Raw genomic sequence first — 16,103 nt, 5'->3', positions numbered from 1 at the left:
CACTTTATTTTAACATTAAGTGTTTCCATTGAAAATTATAAGTTGCTACAGCTTTTACTTTTTTGTAATAAAATAACAAAAAAACATTATAAACAAAATAAAAAGTGCAATCCGTTACTAAGATTACACTTTTTATAGGAATTACAACAGTGGTGAAATCAGACGAGCTAATCCTTCTTTTAGTTTGATGAAAACACCTCGATTACGGTATTTTTCTTCTGTTAAAAGCTCTGATACTTTGGAATCTTCGTAAAAAGCATCTCTAACTTCTTCTGAAAATTCTTGATCGTAAATAATTGTATTCACCTCAAAATCTAGTCGGAATGAACGAACATCGATATTCGCTGATCCAACAGAAACAACACCACCATCGATGATCATCGTTTTAGCATGAATAAAGCCATGTTCATAGGTCTCAATAATCGCTCCATACTTTAATAATTCTGCAGAAAAGGAATAAGTTGCCCAATAAACTAACATATGATCTGGTTTGTTTGGTATTTGCATACGAACTTTTACACCCGAAAGTAATGCTAATTTTAAGGCTTCATGAATTGATGCATCTGGTATATAATACGGCGTTTGAATCAGTATTTCTTTTTTAGCGATTGAAATCATTTTTAGGTAGGTCATTTTGATTTGTTCATGTTCTGAATCTGGTCCACTCGTTACTACTTGAACTGCTTTTTTCCCAGCTGAATCAATTGGAGGAAAATAAGCAGAATCATAGCTTAATTCTTTACGATGTTGAGAATTCCAGTCCATCAAAAAACGATTTTGTAAACTATAAACAGCTTCACCAGAGATTCTTAAATGATTGTCACGCCAGTACCCAAACTTTTTGACTTCACCTAAATATTCATTACCAACGTTAAATCCACCTGTATAACCGATCTTCCCATCAATCACTACGATTTTTCGATGATTACGATAGTTAATTCGCGGATTTAAATATGGAACAAACAGAGGAAAGAAAAAGGCAATTTCTCCTCCAATCTTCTTTAGTTCTTCAAAAAATTTCATATTAACTTGGGTTGAACCCCAGGCGTCTAAGAGTAAACGTACTTTTACCCCTCTTTTGACAGCATTGATCAGTTCCTGACGGATTTCCTTGCCTAAAGTATCACCACGATAAATGTAATACTCCATATGAATATGATCCGTAGCTTGCCGAATATCTGCAATCAATCCATCAAATTTTTCTCTTCCATCTGTATATAAAAGAACCTCATTATTCGTTGTATATAATGAGCTCTCAAAAACAGTCAACATATAAATTAGCTGCTTTGACTCCACTTCTCCTGTCGGTGGATGTGGAAATAACCCTCTTAACAATGATTGCTTTTCTGCTTGTATTTCAGCGTTCATCCCGATTTTAGCTTGCATCTTCATATCGAATATTTTATCTTTTGATATGCCTCGACCCAAGAAAATATAAAGAATAAATCCTAAAACTGGAATAAACATTAATACCAACAACCATGACCATGTTTGAGCAGTTTGTTTGCGTTCTCGAAAAACAATAATCAATGATAATAGCATATTAGCAATAAAAATAATAACAAAGAAATTATCATATAAAAATTTCATTTATTCACCCCAATCACTTCACTCATCCCCTAGTAAAGCATAACGAACTTCTGAAAATAAGTAAAGAAAAAGCAGACAAAAAATGTCTGCTTTTAATTCTATTAAATTTTTAAGAAGCGGCGCATCGAAATGATTGAACCTAACGAGCCGATTGTCATCCCAATAACGATCATCAGTAGATCGATCTGCCAAACAAATGATTCAGGTTTTAATAATGAATAATTTGAACTTAGCAATTGCGGGTTGAATAACGTATAGAATTTTTGATACCCAAATGTTAAAACTAAAATTGGAATGATCGCTCCAATTAAGCCAATCCATGCTCCTTCTATAAAGAAAGGCCAACGAATATAGCCGTTTTTAGCACCAACTAAACGCATGATTTGGATTTCTCTTTGACGAGAAAGAATCGTAATACGGATCGTGTTTGAAATCAAGAATACAGCGACAAACAATAGTAAAATTGCTGCACCTAAGCCCCAAGTTCGAACTTTTCCTGCAATACTGAAAATTTTATCGGAAGAAACACCGCCATAGTCTGCTTTAAAGACATTCGCTAATGTTGCTGCCTTTTCCGATATTTTTTTCGTATCTGATGGTTCTTTTGCACTTACATAATAGACATCGTACAAGGGATTGCTGTCACCTTCGAATAAGTTCCAAGCTTCACCCATTTGTTTTTGAATTTTTTCTAATTGTTTATCTTTATTTGAATATGAAATAGTTTCGACATTGTCGATTTTATTCAATTCTTTTTCTAATTGCTGCATTTCGTCTGGGGTTGTGCCAATATCAACGAATACAGAAACAGTTACGTTTTCTTCAATATCTTTTGCTAATTTTGTTGCATTAAAAATTACTGCCATAAAAAGCCCAACAAGGACTAACGTAATGGTAACTGCACTTGCAGATGCTATTGTCATCCACCCATTACGTTTTAAACTTTTGATACTTTCTAAGACATGAGAAAAGAAGGTTCTAATCATCGTAGCCATATTCTCCTTCCGCTTGGTCTCGAATAATTCGACCATTTTCGATGGCGATTACGCGATGACGAATCGTATTTACGATCGTACTATTATGCGTTGCCATTACAACAGTTGTTCCTTGAGCATTGATCCGATCTAAAAGTTTCATGATTTCCCATGAGTTCTCTGGATCAAGATTCCCTGTTGGTTCATCTGCAATGAGAACTTTGGGCGTATTTACGATTGCACGAGCAATTGAAACACGTTGTTGTTCCCCACCAGATAATTCACTTGGAAAGACGCGTACTTTATGCTTCAAACCAACTAAATCAAGTACTTCCATCACTCTTTTTTTGATTTCTCTTGGCTTACGACCAACAACTTGCATAGCATAAGCAACGTTCTCATAAACTGTTTTTTTCGTCAATAATTTGTAATCTTGAAAGACGATACCGATCTCTCTTCTAAGATACGGAACTTCAGAATTTTTTATTTTCATTAGATCATGACTAGCAACTTTCAAGCGACCTTTAGTGGCTTTTTCTTCACGGTACATTAATTTAATAAATGTTGATTTTCCGGCTCCGGAAGGACCAACAACATAAACGAATTCACCTTGCTTTATTTCTATTGAAATATTTCGGATAGCCGTTGTACCATTCGAATATTTCTTCATTACATCTTTCATTTCAATCATGGCGTATTCTCTCCATCTCTGTTTTTCTAGACTATCAATCATTATAACATGACTTTGTTTCAAGGCTCTTTCAACAGTTTACAATTTTATTTCATTTCTGTAAATTGATCAATTTAGCTTCTGCTTTAAGTACGCATCAATAAATCCATCTAAATCCCCATCCATCACGGCTTGTACATTTCCAGTTTCATAATTTGTTCGATGATCTTTCACCATTGAATAAGGATGGAAAACATAAGAACGAATCTGTGAGCCCCAACCAATTTCTAATTGTTCCCCACGTAATGAAGCAGCTTCCTGCGCTTTTTTATCCAACTCTAATTGATAAAGTTTTGCTTTCAGCATGCCCATCGCTTGTTCTCGGTTTTTTAATTGTGACCGTTGTGCTTGACTAGCAACAACGGTTCCTGTTGGAATATGCGTGATTCGAACAGCCGATTCGGTTTTATTGATATGCTGACCACCAGCACCACTTGCTCGATACGTATCGACTTTTAAATCGTCCGTATTAATATCGATCTCTACATTTTCATCTAGCTCAGGCATAATGTCGACAGAACAAAAAGAAGTGTGGCGACGTTTGGCAGAATCAAATGGAGAAATTCGAACTAAGCGATGTACCCCTTTTTCTGATTTCAAATAGCCATAAGCATTATAACCTTTAATTAGAAGGGTCACACTCTTAATACCTGCTTCATCACCTGATTGGTAATCTAATGTCTCTACTTGAAACCCATGACTTTCGGCCCAACGTGTATACATTCGCAGCAACATGCTACCCCAATCTTGTGATTCAGTACCACCCGCTCCTGGATGAAGTTCCATGATAACATTATTTTTGTCATAAGGCTCGTTTAATAGTAGCGAAAGTTCATAAATACTTAATTTTTCTTTCAAAGCGACTAAGCGTTCTTCTAGTTCAGTCTGCGTATCAGGATCATATTCTTCTTGTTGCATCTCACTCATGATTTCCAATTCTTCTAATTCGTCTGCAAATTGATGAAATTGTTGATACTTCTCTTTATAGGAATTCGTTTCGTTGATCAATTGTTGTGCTGTTTGTGAATTATCCCAAAAGCCTGGCTCTGCCATTCTATTTTCAGCTTCAGCAATGTCCTCTTCTAACTGATCTAAGTCAAAGAGACCCCCTGAAACTTGTGATTGATTGATTCATTTCATCTAAAATAGTGCGGATTTCAGCATTTTCCATGATATTTTCTTCCTTCCATTTTCAATACTTTGTGTTGCAAACAAATGAAGGCGAGGCGAACGCCTCACCTTCATCGCTTCTTATTGACCTTTGCCGTGACAGTTTTTGTATTTCTTTCCACTGCCGCATGGACATGGATCATTGCGTCCTATTTTTTCATCTACGTGAATCGGTTTCTTTTTAGCACTTGTGTTACTTTGGGGTTCTTCATCATCTGTTGGATGAACAGCTTCACCTTGTGCTACTTGTTCCCGTTGAACATTTTGGCGAATTTCTGATTTCATGAATAAGCGAGTAACTTCGTATTCAATTGCTCCAATCATTTCTTCAAACATATTGTAGCCTTCTGTTTGATATTCAACCAATGGATTGTTTTGTCCGTAAGCACGTAAACCAACTGATTGACGCAATTGATCCATTGCATCGATATGATCGGTCCATTTTGTATCTACAACACGTAAAATAACAACTTTTTGGAATTCCAGAATTTGTTCTGGACCATTCAAATGTTCTACTTTGATATCATAAACTTCTTGAGCACGTTTTACTAGATACGCTTTGATTTCTTCTGGTGATTTGCCTTCTAGATCAGCTTTAGAAATAGAGTCTTCATGCACCAATGTTGAAGAGGCGAAATCAACGATTCCATCAAGGTTCCAGTTTTCTTTTTCTAATTGTGTATGGCTATCTACAACACGAGTGATCGTACGTTTTACCATGTTTAATAATGTTTCAGTCAACTCTTTATCTTCCATTATCACTTCTTGACGTTGCGCGTAAATAACTTCACGCTGTTCACGCATTACATCATCGTATTGCAAGACATTTTTACGTGTATCGTAGTTGTTCCCTTCAACACGTTTTTGAGCTGATTCTACTTGCTTACTTAACATTTTACTTTGGATCACTGCATCTGATTCTTCAATGTTCATGCGATCCAAGAATGCTTTGATTCTTTCTGAACCAAAACGTTTCATCAAGTCATCTTCAAGTGATAGATAGAATTGTGAAACCCCAGGATCTCCTTGACGACCCGCACGTCCACGCAATTGATTATCAATACGGCGTGATTCGTGACGTTCTGTACCAATTACAGCTAAACCGCCAAGCTCAATAACACCCAAACCAAGCTTGATATCCGTACCACGACCAGCCATATTAGTAGCAATCGTTACCGCACCTTTTTGCCCGGCATTCATAATAATTTCTGCTTCTTTAAAGTGATTTTTGGCATTCAATACTTCATGCGGTACTTTTTCAGCATTTAATAATTCTGATAATAACTCAGAAGTTTCAACAGCAACTGTACCGACTAAAACTGGTTGACCGTTATGGTAGCGTTCTTTAATATCCTGAACAACCGCTTTAAATTTACTTTGTAATGTTGGGTAAAGTAAATCAGCACGGTCATCACGAATGATCGGACGGTTTGTTGGAATTTGGAACACTTGAATATTATAGATTTCACGGAATTCTTCTTCTTCCGTTTTAGCAGTACCCGTCATCCCAGCTAATTTCTTATACATACGGAAATAGTTTTGGAATGTGATTGTTGCCATTGTTTTTGTTTCGTCTTCGATCTCTACGCCTTCTTTGGCTTCGATTGCTTGGTGTAAGCCATCTGAGTACCGACGACCATCCATAATACGACCAGTAAATTGGTCAACGATCAAGACTTTGTCATCTTGAACAACATAATCGATATCACGAAGCATGATAAAGTTTGCACGTAACGCTTGATCCATATGATGTGTCAAAGCTGTATTTTCAATGTCATAAAGGTTCTCTAAACCAAAGTTTTCTTCCGCCTTTTCAATTCCAGCTTCCGTTAAACTAATCGTCTTAGATTGAACATCAATTTTGTAATCTTCTTCTTCTTTTAGACGTTTAACAAAGTTATCTGTGCGGGTGTAAAGTGCAATTGATTTTTCAGCTTGACCTGAAATAATCAATGGTGTACGAGCTTCATCAATCAAGATTGAATCGACCTCATCCACGATTGCGTAATTCAATGGGCGTTGTACCATTTGATTACGATAAACAACCATGTTATCACGCAAATAGTCAAATCCTAACTCGTTATTTGTGCTATAAGTGATGTCACAATTATAGGCATCACGCTTTTCTTCTGATGTTTTTGAATTGATGTTCAGACCAACTGTCAAGCCTAAGAAATTATACAGTTCACCCATTTCATCTGAGTCACGTGTTGCTAAATATTCGTTAACCGTTACGACATGAACACCTTCACCTGTTAGTGCATTCAAATAAACTGGCATTGTTGCAGTTAATGTTTTACCTTCACCCGTTCTCATTTCTGGGATATTGCCATCATGTAAAACGATCCCACCCATTAACTGAACGTGGTATGGGTATAAACCTAGGACACGTTTAGCAGCTTCGCGGACGACCGCAAAAGCTTCTGGTAATAATTGATCTAGTGTTTCACCTTTTTGGTAACGCGCTTTGAACTCGTCTGTCTTTGCTTTTAATTCTTCATCGCTCAACGCCGCAGTAGCTGAAGCATGAGTCTCTACTTGATTGGCAATACCATCCAAGCGTTTTAATTCCTTTTTATCATTTTCAATCATCTTTTTTAGAAAATTCGCCATGTTTTTATGTGTTCCTTTCAATAAACTCTATTTATTTTTTGCACTAAATGCACAATCATCCTTTCTATTTTATCATTAGTTGCCAAGAAAGGAAATAACTTCTCTTAATATTAATACTATATTATGTCGTTTTTTATGTATACATGCTTAAAATAAGGAAAGAGACTGTGGCAAAACGTATGCCGTCCTGCTTCAGTCTCTTAAAATCGAATATCTGGAAAATAAATTGATCCTGATAACAATTTTTCTAAAATTTATGGATTGATTAGATCCTCGCTTACTTTTAGACCTTTTTCGCTGAATCAAGATATGTTCGTTACCTGCTCAATTTAGTCTGTTTCGATTAAACCATATTTGCCATCTTTACGACGATAAACAATGCTTGTTCCATTTGTTTCTGAATCTTCAAAGATAAAAAAGTTATGTCCTAACATGTTCATTTGTAAAACAGCTTCTTCGCTATCCATAGGTTTTAAAGAAAGACGTTTTGTACGAACGATGTCTAATTCTGGCGTTTCATCTGGTGTTTCTTCACCATTTAAGAAAATAGCTGCTTTCGCAGTGTTCATCCCTGTTTCACGAGATTTACGATTAATTTTTGTTTTAAATTTGCGGATTTGGCGTTCTAGCTTGTCTACAACCAAATCAACACTTGCATATAAGTCAGGTGATGTTTCTTCCGCACGTAAAACTAAATAAGGTAGAGGAATCGTAACCTCGACTTTAGCGGTTTTTTCAGTGTATACTTTCAAATTCACATGAACGGTCGCTTCAGGTGAATCACTGAAATAACGTTCTAATTTGCCGACTTTTTTCTCTACATAGTCTCGGATTGCTTCAGTAACTTCGATGTTTTCTCCACGCACATTATATCTAAACATAACAATTACCCCTTTCATCTGACACTAAAGAAGGAATAAAAGGACCACTCTGTTATCCTTCTTCTTAATTCTATTATAACGAATTATCCTGCTTTTGCCAACAAAATTGCGGCTGAATTTTTATTTTAATTGATCGTCTATCTTGCAAGAGAAAACGTATACAGTTTTGCTGGATGATTCGCTAAAATAACTTGTGCTCCATGAAAAGTCGTACGCCCAGTCGTATAGATATCGTCGACAAGAATAATATCTCTATTTAAGACAGCTTTTTGCCCCTCTTGTGTTAGTTTGAAGGGTTGCTTTAAGCTTAATCGCTCCTTTCTCGTTTTTTGTACTTGAGATAGTCCATGAGTAAACCGGATAAGGTGGGGTTCATATGGAATGCCTGCTGCATCCAGTAAACCTTCAACTTGATTAAAGCCTCGCACTTCCATCCTTTCTTTTGAAATTGGCATCGGAATAGCTAAAAAAGTTTTTTTTTGTTTAAAATAGGATTGTAAATACGGTACAAAACTATGCCTAAGTCTGTAATCCCCTTTAAATTTATAGAGTTCAAACCATTCTTGCATCGCCTGATTGTAAGAAAAGAGTGCTTCGTGTTGGAAATTGTAGTTTGGATAAATTTGTTGCCATCTTAAGCAATCTTTACAATAAGCTGTTTGAGTAGACTGACGTTGACATCCTTGACAGCTATCTTTTTTTTCCAATAATTGAAATGTTTTCATGCATCTTGAGCATAATTGTTCTGACAAGATTTTTTGGGGTAAAAAAATTTCTTTGAGCGTTAAATTTCTATTAATTGTTTGATGGCAATAGTTACAATTCATCAATTAATCCCCTTGCTTTACCTAATGTGTTCATTTTCTTAATTTGCTTAATCGCCCCTTTCATAGCATTGGTACAACCATCATGTAAAAACCAAACTTCACCTGCAGTGTATTTTTGCCTTCGGTCCACTCTGCCAGCAATCTGAACAAGGGCGGACATTGTAAAAACAGGATGGTTTGCTCCTAAAACAATGACAGAGACACCATCAAATGTTACACCACGTTCTAAGATAGTAGAAGTTAGAAGAATACGGTATTCTTTGTTTCTCATCTTTAAAACCTTGTCTAAGCGCTCTGGGTCTTGCGAATGAACACAGGCTAGTGATGTTTCTAGAATTTTTTTTTCAACAGTGCCTTTTAATTGCTCCATCAAAGAAATACTAGGGCAAAAAATCAACACATCATTTTTATCCACTAATTTGTGGATCTTTGCTACTAATTCTTTAGGACAATGACCTTTCTTGATTTTCTCATGCCAACGATGACACCATTTTATTTTAGGAACCGGCAATACTCTTCGATGATAACGTGCTGGTAAAATACTTGTCTGTAATTCATTTTGCTCTGTCTTTTTATTTAGCTCCTTGGTTGGTGTTGCCGTTAGATAAATTAGTGATCCGTGCTCTTTAATCGCTTGCTTCACTCCATATTGTAGTAATGAGTTATCAACAAATGGAAACGCATCTACTTCGTCGATGATCAATACATCAAAAGCCTGATAAAAACGTAATAGCTGATGTGTTGTACAAATAAGCAATTTAGTATAACGGTACGTTTCTGCCATCTTTCCATGAAGAATGATTAGCGGTTCATCAGGAAAAACAGCTTGGATTCTCGGGAGCAGTTCTAAACAAACATCTACTCTTGGAGAAGCGATGCCTACTCGAAAGCCAGCTTCTAATGCATGATGAATCGTTTTAAACAACATTTCTGTTTTTCCAGCACCAGTGACCGCCCAAATCATTCTTGATTCAGCATTTTTTACAGTCGTCAACAACTGATCAGATACTTGTTGCTGACCTATAGTCAGTTTGCCTTCCCAAGAAAAATGAACGTTTCTTTTGACTGGTTTTGGTTCTGCTAAGTGATAAAATTGTTGTCCTGTATCCACCCTCCCTAATTGGATACACTCTGGACAATAATAAGAGTGATTCACTAACTGTACTATAGCTTTCAAATGAATCTGTCCACAGCGTAAACACTGGATTTCATTTTCATTCAGTTCTTGCATTGTTGGAAATGTTTGATATTTTTTTGCAATCTTACTGCTATCATTAAGTTCTTGTTCTAAAACTTTTCTTCCCCATAATTCTTGCATTTTTCCCCCTCTATAATTAAACTACGCATTTTTTGTTTGAGATTTTTTCTTTTTCGAAACTTATACAATTACTGTGGGAAAATTATAAAACTCAACTGTACTACTAGAAAAGTAGCACAGTTGAGTTATTCGTGATTTAGTAATTTGTCCATTCTTCTTCGTTCATTTGGTGAATCATTTTTTGAGCATAAACTGTATAATAGGTCTCTCCACCATGTTCTAGAACATAGTTAAAATGAGTCGTTGCCTGATCAAAAGTTGCCGTTTTTAAATAGAGTTTCCCAATTTCAAAATGAAGACCTACTTTTTTTAGCATTTCTTTTTCAGTTGCAAGAAAATCAAATAATTTTGTCAGAGCATTTTTATCATTTGTTAAAACCAAATAATGACGGTAAAAAATCGTATCTACAGAATCATAAAATTGCTGAATCTGTCTTGGAAACTTTTTTCGACTTTTTAACGATCGAATAGCATCAATCGTTGCTTTCAGCCCCTCAAGATCGTTACTTTCTTTGTAATAATTTCCAAGTAAATTATAATATTGAAGTGTAATATCTAGCGTTCCAGCTTCAAAATCGATGTCCTCTAAGTTTTTTTTCATCTCTACTAAGTCACCAGCATAGTAATCTGACAATGCCTGAAAATACTTTTGATAGTTATTGATACCTGTTTTATTGTAAAAAGGTTTATTTAACAATTGCAAATTTATTGCTACATATTTTTTTGGATCACACTCCATCGTTAAAATCGTACGAATTTGCAGAATTTTTTTCCTTACTCGTATTGTGCTAAAGAGTACTAACATAAATAAGCCAAAAAGACCTAATAATCCTATGTGATAATTTAATAGATAGAGCGTCATCAATGGAATAAATAAAATCAGACCTAGCACACATACGATAAGTAAATAACCTCTTAAACGTTTAACCTCTTTAACATATTCTTCAACTGTTTTTTGATTTTTTTCCATCTGATTCCTCACATCCTAACCTTGATTTCTTTTTGGTCTAGTTTTAATTCTTCATAATAATATACGTAATTCAGATTACCTTGATAGTTATAGGTAAAAGTATTAGTCGGTTTTTGACCATTGATTCTCACGTTTTTACTCTCTTTATTATGTGAGGTATTGATAAAAAATAGCCGTTTCCCAAAGGATTGATGAATCTCGTTCTCAAAAGAAAAAGGTGCATCTTCGATTGAAGATAACATGTCCAACTGATTTTTTATTGCTTCCTTGTCACTTATTAAAGATTTCCGTTCAGAAAAGAAATCTTCCATCTTACTCGTTTGAATAATCTCATAGTTCTTGCGGCCATTTTTCTCTTTGGCTTTTATGATCATAAGCGTCAAATCAGCCCCATCTGCTAGAAACAAATCGATATGATCCTTTTCTTCTTGCTGATGAATGATTTGTTCAGAGGCAACACCAGCAAATTTTAGTGCTTGATAAATGCTCACTGCGTAATTTCGTTTAATGTACGCAGCAGTAAAGCCTGAAATAATCATCATGCCAAAAAATAACCCGACAACCCATATTCTTTTTTTCATTCTATTTTACTCCCAACATTTTCCTTTTTCTTAAATTCTACCAAACCGAGAAGTTTTTTCAAGAGACAAAAAAATAGTGAGCCTTAACGCATTATGCATTTTGGCTCACTGTTTCTTTATTTATTTTCAATTAAATTTAACGCTTGCTGTAAAACTTTCTCCCCGTTCATCATGCCATAATCTGCCATGTTGATTACTTCTAAAGGAATTCCTTTTGGTGCCAAACGTTTCTCAAAATCGCCTTTCATAAAGCGAACTTGCGGGCCTAATAATAAAACATCTACTGGTTTACTCTCCAAATTGTTGTCCGCATCTGAGGCAGATACTGCAAAAATATCAGCATCCAGACCTTGTGCGTCTGCTGCTTTTTGCATTTTCGTTACTAATAAACTTGTACTCATTCCTGCAGAACAGACAAGCATAATTGTTTTTTTAGCCATCTTAATCCCTCTCCTTTTCTATTGATAACATAACATATTTTTAATTTCTCTTTATTCATAGTATAGTAAAAACCTGATTTTTGTCAACGCTTCCTACTTTTAAGAGATATCGTTTTAGGCGTTAAATAAGCCAGTTCGATTTTAATAGTTTATTAAAGACCACATATTCTTTTGCAATATTCACTTGTGCAACTTGATAGCCCGCATTGAGCCAACCGTACGCTCCCTTTTCTGGATGTTTATGGTCATTGGCCCACCAATCAACATCTGTTCGAGCGGTTCTTGGAAGTCCTGAATGAGGGAAAAGTAATTCATCGAATTGAGTAAACGTTAGAGTAACTTGTGAACCACCGTTGGTTGTTAAATAATGGGTAACGCTATCATATTTTTTCTGACGTTCTTTTGCCAAATTCTTCACTCCTTTTGTTGTTAAGCTGATATTTAGCCACTCTTTTCATCATTATCTCATAAAAATTTAAAGAAGCAAATGAAGGTCTCTTCTCTATTTTTCCTACAACGGTTGCTTCTCATTCAGATTTTTTTTATACTTAACGTATTATGTAGAAAAGGAATGAGAAAATGCTTGAAAGTTATTTTACCATTCGCTCTGATGGAGAAAGTGAAATTGAGATAAAAAAATCACGTTTTATTTGCTCTCTTAAACGAGTATACTCTGAAGATGAAGCAAAAATCTTCATTGCTCAAAAGAAAAAAGAACATTGGAAAGCGACTCATAATTGCAGTGCCTTCATAATCGGCGAAAAAAGTGCTATCCAACGTAGTAGTGATGATGGCGAGCCTAGCGGTACAGCAGGGGTTCCGATGTTAGAAGTTTTGAAAAAGCAAGAATTGATCAATGTTGTAGCTGTGGTTACACGTTATTTTGGTGGTACTAAATTAGGCTCCGGTGGTTTGATTCGGGCGTATAGCCATGCTGTTTCCCATGCCCTGACAGAAATTGGCTTAGTGGAAGGAAAACTGCAGCAAGAAATCCGTTTAACCATCAGTTATCCGAATGTAAGCAAAGTCCAAAATTTCATGAAAAATAATTTATATACCATAAAAGAGACCGTTTATGGCGAACAAGTTACTATTATTTGTTTAGTAGACGAGCCAAACACTGAGCAATTTATGACCGAAATCGTTGAACAATTAAATGGGCAAGTTCATTTTGATAAGGGTGAATGCTCTTATCATGAACAACCAATTACAAAAAAAGGAGCAAGTAAATGACATTTGAAGAAGTATTACCTCACATTAAAAAAGGTGCAAAAGCCGTAAGAAGTGGTTGGGGCGGTTTTGAACTGTACATCGAACTTAGAGATGAAATTGGCACATCTGATGGTACTTTTCTACAAGTTACTCCCTATTTTTTAATCAAAACTTCTGATGAGGGCTACAGCATGTTTTCTCCAACACCTTGTGATGTTTTAGCGGAAGATTGGAAAATCGTCCACGTAGACTAGTATTAATAGGGAACGAGACTACAGCAGCTGCCCTGAGAATTAAAAAAAAGGGTGCCATTTCTCGCTGTTTATTCAGATTTAAAAAGCGAAACAAGACTCGGTTATTTAGTTTTGTCTCGCTTTTTTCTTATAAGATTATGAAAAGAGGACTTACTATGAATTTTGCAGAATACAGCGGAAAAATAGTTTTTATAACAGGAGCCGCTTCTGGCATTGGACAAGCGCAAGCAATCGCTTTTACCAATCAAGGTGCCAATGTTTTAGGGATGGACCTTGATGCAGCGGGCTTAGTCATCACTAAAGAAAAAACAAGCAATTCAAAAGGAAAATTTCTAGCTTATACAGGGGATATCACAAAAAAAGAGGATATTATTTCTGCAGTCAAAAAAGGCAATAATACCTTTGGGATGATTCACATTTTATTGAATACTGCTGGTATTTTAGATAACTACACGCCGACTTTAGAAACATCCGAAGCGTTATGGGATCGTATTTTAACCGTAAATCTTAAAGGAACCTTTTTAGTTACCAATCACATTCTACCCCAAATGTTAAAACAAAAACATGGTGTCGTCGTCAATATGGCTTCCATTGCTGGAAAAGTAGCAGGTGGTGGTGGTGCTGCTTATACTGCATCAAAACATGCGATTATCGGATATACAAAACAACTGGATCATGACTATATTAAACAAGGCATCCGCGCAAACGCGATTGCTCCTGGTGCGATTCAAACACCAATGAATGCAGCTGATTTTGCTGGTGATGGGAAAATGGCTGAATGGGTCGCCAATGAGACGCCGGCTGGACGTTGGGCAAAACCGGAAGAAGTTGCTTCACTAACACTTTTTTTAGCAAGTCAATCTGCGGACTATATTCACGGAACTGTCATGACGATCGATGGTGGTTGGTTGGAAAAATAATAGCCTTAACCATTTTTCTATACTTTACAAATCGCTGGATGTTCGGTAACATAAATCCCAGTGAAGCAATTCACACTATGGCACTTTAGTTGGCAGTTTTTGTCACGTCCTTTGGTCATAGTTATTACTAAAACAGGCATCTGTTTTACAAAGGAGAACACAAATGAATCATTTACCCCCACAGACTACAGCCTGGTCTGTCATTTCTTTGACAAAAATGGCTTTGATCACAGCGCTTTACATCGTTGTCACTCTTTTTTTAGCTCCGTTTAGTTTTGGTGCTATTCAACTCAGGTTTTCAGAACTGTTTAATTTTCTACCGCTTTTTAACAAACGCTATATCGTAGCTATTACTTTAGGTGTCGCTATCGCAAATTTTGCGTCACCATTAGGTTTAGTTGATGTTATTATCGGTAGTTCATCGACGTTTATTGTCTTAATTATATCTTATTATGCAACAAAACAATTCAAAAGTCTGAACAAAAAAATGGTTGTAACTACGATTATTTGTTCGGTATCCATGTTTACAGTCGCTGGACAATTGACTTACTTTTACCAGCTCCCTTTTTTCTACACATGGTTAACTGTTGCCATTGGTGAAGCGTTATCTATGTCAATTGGTGGCATTTTGGTCTACTGGATCAACGAAAAAATCGATTTAACCAAATAAAAAAGAAAATAAATGCTGTGAATGTCCAAATCAAAATGGGCTTTACAGCATTTATTTACTTTACTCATTTATTTTTCTAAATAAAATTCAAAACGATTCCCAACATATTGTGTTCTTACATATTCAAATGGCGTTCCATTCTCAAAATAAGAAATTTGGCGTAAACGCAAAATCGCATCACCACGTTTGATTTTTAAATAATCGGCAATCTGTTCTGAGGCTAGCATCGCTGAAATCGTTTGATTGGCATGACCGATTTTATTCCCCCCTTTTGTTTCAAGCGTTTTATAAAAGGAATTCGTGATTTCAGTCTTACTATATTGATCGACCAAGGAATAAGGGACACTCGCTATTTCAAAACAAATCGGCAAATCATCTGCAAAACGAATCCGCTCCATCCGAACGATTTGTTCATTTTCTTTAAGATTTAGTTTTTCCATTTCACTGGAACTCGGCTTGGCTACGTAATATGAAACCGTTCGACTAGAAGGCACTCGGTTTTGAGAAAGCATAATATCAGTAAAACTAGTTGTTCCAGTCATTTTTTCTTGAACTTTCTTACGAGCAACATACGTTCCTGAACCGATTTTACGTTCTAAAATCCCTTCATCCGCAAGTGTTTGAATAGCTTGTCTCAACGTCATTCGGCTTACATTAAACTGGATCGCCAGCTCACGTTCTGATGGGAGCCTGTCGCCGATCTTCCAAACACCATGTTCGATGTCTTCTTTAATTTTATCGTGGATTTGAATATAAACTGGTAAACTTGATACCATCTTATTTCCTCCTTTTTATTCTCTTATATTATAACTGGTATATACCTCATAAACAATCAAAACTTTTAAAACAACTATTAGTAAGCGTTAACAAAATCACTTTGGTATGCTTAGTCTAAACTGTCAAGTGATTTCTAGCTAAGAGATTTTTAGTTATTATATCTATTGTATAACGAA

General features: G+C 35.8%; 17 protein-coding genes. 4 read left to right on the top strand and 13 right to left on the bottom strand.

From position 1 onward, the window contains the following. Window positions 1-141: 141 nt before the first annotated feature. From cls to IGJ50_RS12485, 12 genes are all read right to left on the bottom strand, one after another. Window positions 142-1,590, bottom strand: a complete 1,449-nt coding sequence (gene cls / locus IGJ50_RS12540; protein WP_069638748.1) for a cardiolipin synthase — start codon at window positions 1,588-1,590, stop codon at window positions 142-144. A gap of 101 nt (window positions 1,591-1,691) precedes the next feature. Beyond that, window positions 1,692-2,576, bottom strand: coding sequence for a permease-like cell division protein FtsX (ftsX, locus tag IGJ50_RS12535; protein ID WP_069638749.1), 885 nt, complete (start codon window positions 2,574-2,576; stop codon window positions 1,692-1,694). Further along, complete coding sequence (gene ftsE / locus IGJ50_RS12530; protein WP_069638750.1) at window positions 2,569-3,255, bottom strand: cell division ATP-binding protein FtsE; 687 nt, start codon at window positions 3,253-3,255, stop codon at window positions 2,569-2,571. The genes ftsX and ftsE overlap by 8 nt, the downstream gene beginning before the upstream one ends. A 108-nt stretch (window positions 3,256-3,363) precedes the next feature. Further along, window positions 3,364-4,465, bottom strand: a protein-coding gene (gene prfB / locus IGJ50_RS12525) for a peptide chain release factor 2 (protein ID WP_100630335.1) whose coding sequence is annotated in 2 segments (ribosomal slippage) — window positions 3,364-4,392 and window positions 4,394-4,465 — 1,101 coding nt in all. Because the reading frame shifts where the segments join, the coding sequence is not laid out codon by codon here. A gap of 80 nt (window positions 4,466-4,545) precedes the next feature. Then, window positions 4,546-7,077, bottom strand: coding sequence for a preprotein translocase subunit SecA (gene secA, locus IGJ50_RS12520; protein ID WP_429950703.1), 2,532 nt, complete (start codon window positions 7,075-7,077; stop codon window positions 4,546-4,548). Between the two features lie 329 nt (window positions 7,078-7,406). Next, a complete protein-coding gene (gene hpf / locus IGJ50_RS12515; RefSeq protein WP_010760772.1) occupies window positions 7,407-7,958 on the bottom strand; it encodes a ribosome hibernation-promoting factor, HPF/YfiA family in 552 nt (183 codons plus the stop codon). Window positions 7,959-8,095: 137 nt separating this feature from the next. Continuing rightward, window positions 8,096-8,785 (bottom strand): ComF family protein, encoded by a 690-nt coding sequence (locus tag IGJ50_RS12510; protein WP_429950701.1) that lies wholly within the window; start codon window positions 8,783-8,785, stop codon window positions 8,096-8,098. Then, window positions 8,775-10,103: a DEAD/DEAH box helicase gene (locus IGJ50_RS12505; protein WP_429950700.1), complete on the bottom strand. Its 1,329-nt coding sequence runs from the start codon at window positions 10,101-10,103 to the stop codon at window positions 8,775-8,777. Before IGJ50_RS12505 ends, IGJ50_RS12510 begins: the two co-directional genes overlap by 11 nt. A gap of 136 nt (window positions 10,104-10,239) precedes the next feature. Beyond that, complete coding sequence (locus IGJ50_RS12500) at window positions 10,240-11,073, bottom strand: hypothetical protein (protein WP_429950699.1); 834 nt, start codon at window positions 11,071-11,073, stop codon at window positions 10,240-10,242. A gap of 8 nt (window positions 11,074-11,081) precedes the next feature. Next, on the bottom strand, window positions 11,082-11,654 hold the full coding sequence (locus IGJ50_RS12495; RefSeq protein WP_429950697.1) for a hypothetical protein: 573 nt from the start codon (window positions 11,652-11,654) through the stop codon (window positions 11,082-11,084). Between the two features lie 116 nt (window positions 11,655-11,770). Beyond that, the gene (locus tag IGJ50_RS12490; protein WP_069638757.1) at window positions 11,771-12,094 is read right to left on the bottom strand and encodes a PTS sugar transporter subunit IIB; all 324 of its coding nucleotides are present in this window, start codon (window positions 12,092-12,094) and stop codon (window positions 11,771-11,773) included. Between the two features lie 121 nt (window positions 12,095-12,215). Next, the gene (locus tag IGJ50_RS12485) at window positions 12,216-12,503 is read right to left on the bottom strand and encodes a DUF7662 domain-containing protein (RefSeq protein ID WP_069638758.1); all 288 of its coding nucleotides are present in this window, start codon (window positions 12,501-12,503) and stop codon (window positions 12,216-12,218) included. A 170-nt stretch (window positions 12,504-12,673) separates the two neighbouring features. Between IGJ50_RS12485 and IGJ50_RS12480 the strand changes: the two genes are divergently transcribed. The 4 genes from IGJ50_RS12480 to IGJ50_RS12465 all read left to right on the top strand — a co-directional run bounded on the left by IGJ50_RS12480 (window position 12,674) and on the right by IGJ50_RS12465 (window position 15,150). Further along, a complete protein-coding gene (locus tag IGJ50_RS12480) occupies window positions 12,674-13,327 on the top strand; it encodes a YigZ family protein (RefSeq protein ID WP_429950695.1) in 654 nt (217 codons plus the stop codon). After that, a complete protein-coding gene (locus IGJ50_RS12475) occupies window positions 13,324-13,560 on the top strand; it encodes a DUF2829 domain-containing protein (RefSeq protein ID WP_429950693.1) in 237 nt (78 codons plus the stop codon). The genes IGJ50_RS12480 and IGJ50_RS12475 overlap by 4 nt, the downstream gene beginning before the upstream one ends. Before the next feature lie 155 nt (window positions 13,561-13,715). Further along, on the top strand, window positions 13,716-14,480 hold the full coding sequence (locus tag IGJ50_RS12470; protein WP_429950691.1) for a 3-oxoacyl-ACP reductase: 765 nt from the start codon (window positions 13,716-13,718) through the stop codon (window positions 14,478-14,480). 163 nt (window positions 14,481-14,643) lie between these two features. Continuing rightward, the gene (locus IGJ50_RS12465; protein ID WP_069638762.1) at window positions 14,644-15,150 is read left to right on the top strand and encodes a QueT transporter family protein; all 507 of its coding nucleotides are present in this window, start codon (window positions 14,644-14,646) and stop codon (window positions 15,148-15,150) included. A gap of 68 nt (window positions 15,151-15,218) precedes the next feature. Here the strand turns inward: IGJ50_RS12465 and IGJ50_RS12460 are convergent, their stop codons facing one another. Then, window positions 15,219-15,926 carry a GntR family transcriptional regulator gene (locus IGJ50_RS12460; RefSeq protein WP_069638763.1) on the bottom strand — a complete coding sequence of 236 codons (708 nt, stop codon included), beginning with the start codon at window positions 15,924-15,926 and terminating at the stop codon, window positions 15,219-15,221. Window positions 15,927-16,103: the final 177 nt, after the last annotated feature.

The organism is Enterococcus sp. AZ101 (genome assembly GCF_050499005.1).
Classification (GTDB): Bacteria; Bacillota; Bacilli; order Lactobacillales; family Enterococcaceae; genus Enterococcus_L; species Enterococcus_L ureilyticus.
The sequence above is the reverse complement of the archived record's forward strand: the minus strand, read 5'-3'. Positions and strand labels throughout refer to the sequence as shown.